This is a genomic window from Planctomycetota bacterium, from assembly GCA_035384565.1.
Classification (GTDB): Bacteria; Planctomycetota; PUPC01; order DSUN01; family DSUN01; genus DAOOIT01.
In genome coordinates this window covers 1-1,522 of the sequence record DAOOIT010000160.1, presented here as the reverse complement: position 1 = coordinate 1,522, position 1,522 = coordinate 1, and the positions used below count along the sequence as shown (strand labels likewise).

Genomic DNA, 1,522 nt, shown 5'->3' with positions numbered 1-1,522 from the left:
AGGCGGCCATCGTCGCCGACGTGCGGGCGATGATCCTCGCCGCCGGGCAGAAGGGCCATCGCTTCGTGCCCCCGGCGTCCGGGGAGCGGCTCTATGGCTCGGACGAGCCAGACTACACCGACGCCGGCGAGTTCGCCTACGAGTTCGTGCCGACGCCGCAAGAGACGCTCAAGGCAATGGGCGCCGACGCGGTCATCTCGGTCCTGCCCGAGCAGGAGATCGAGGCTGGCGACCGCGTGACATCCGAGGGCGGCGGGGCCGCCCATCTCGGCGTGACGTTGTTCAAGGTTCTGACTGTGGTCGAGGAGCGGCTCTTCGGCCTGGTGACCCACAAGACCGTTCAACTGGTGAAGCACCATGAGCGTTAGCCGGTTCGGCGACTGGGAGAAGGCGAAGCAGGTGCTGGGGACCAACCTTGGCGCCCGGCTCGCCCAGGCGCTGCGCCAGGCGACGGTCAAGAACGCCATGTTGCTGGTGCGCGAGATCAAGAAGGGGATCACATCCCAGGCGCCTGGCGGTGTGCCCTTCGCGCGGCTGGCTCAGAGCACCATCGAGCGGAAAGGCTCCTCCAAGGCGCTTATCGACACGGGCTTCCTGCTGGCTTCGGTCACCCAACTGGTGTTGGGCGACAGAGCCTTCGTGGGGCTGCTGCGGGGCACGAGGAACAAGGAAGGCGACGAGATGGCGAACATCGGGGCGATCATGGAGTACGGCGCCACGATCAACCACCCCAACGGCGCCGTGATCATCCTCCCGCCGCGGCCATTCCTCCATCCCGTGATGGAGCAGTACCGTGACGAGATCATGAAGAACTATAGAGAGGCGATCCACAGTGTTCTCGGTTAGGGATGTAGTCGAGTCGTTCATCCGCCTGGTCCAGGCGGAGATCGCGGCGAACGCGGTCCTCGTGCCGCCAGACGACGCGTTCGAGGTCACCCGGCTGCCATCGCTGGTCCTCCAGGGGCCGGTCCTGGTCGAGGACAAGCCCCGGCGCACGATGGCAAAGGAGATCGTGAAGGACACGGACGCGTTGACGTACGAGGAGCGGCCCTATCCCCGGCTCTACCACCTCGACTTCGAGATCATCGCCACGACGGCGAAGGATGCGGAGCTTCTGGACCTCGCCGCGAAGGCCGTCGCCTTCTTCGCCTTCCATCGGGAGATCGAGATCCCGCCCGATGCCGCCAAGCTGGCCCTGACCGAATTGACTCCGATGGGGGGCCTTGGGCGGGTGAACCTGACGAACTTGAAGCAGGCGTCGGGCAGGTATCGGATCGAGGACTGCCCAGTCTACGGCGGCGAGGTCGAGACGGGCAAGCTGATTCTCACCCGTATCTTCGAGTACCAGGGTCCCGCCCTGGACGAGGCGCGGACCCACGAGCCAACCGGCTGAAAGGAGGCCGTTGCACATGGTCGAGATCAAGAACCTGAAGTTCCAGCCCCTGACGCTTCACCTGGCCAACTCGAAGCGCTCGGTGCATCTGCCGGCCAGGGGCACGGCCGAGATCGAGGAGGGCGAGGT

General features: G+C 65.6%; 3 protein-coding genes. All 3 read left to right on the top strand.

Translation table 11 applies throughout. The features are described from left to right. Positions 1 to 29 precede the first annotated feature (29 nt). From PLE19_24095 to PLE19_24085, 3 genes are read left to right on the top strand one after another with little or no spacing between them, the layout of a single operon-like run. Positions 30 to 368, top strand: coding sequence for a hypothetical protein (locus tag PLE19_24095; GenBank protein ID HPD18029.1), 339 nt, complete (start codon positions 30 to 32; stop codon positions 366 to 368). After that, positions 358 to 846 carry a hypothetical protein gene (locus tag PLE19_24090; protein ID HPD18028.1) on the top strand — a complete coding sequence of 163 codons (489 nt, stop codon included), beginning with the start codon at positions 358 to 360 and terminating at the stop codon, positions 844 to 846. Before PLE19_24095 ends, PLE19_24090 begins: the two co-directional genes overlap by 11 nt. Next, positions 833 to 1,393, top strand: a complete 561-nt coding sequence (locus tag PLE19_24085; protein ID HPD18027.1) for a hypothetical protein — start codon at positions 833 to 835, stop codon at positions 1,391 to 1,393. The genes PLE19_24090 and PLE19_24085 overlap by 14 nt, the downstream gene beginning before the upstream one ends. The last annotated feature ends 129 nt before the right edge of the window (positions 1,394 to 1,522 follow it).

Bases quoted from the DNA above. Each gene is read 5' to 3' on its own strand.
- PLE19_24090 (HPD18028.1), top strand. From the start codon at position 358: ATGAGCGTTAGCCGGTTCGGCGACTGGGAGAAGGCGAAGCAGGTGCTG.
- PLE19_24095 (HPD18029.1), top strand. From the start codon at position 30: ATGATCCTCGCCGCCGGGCAGAAGGGCCATCGCTTCGTGCCCCCGGCG.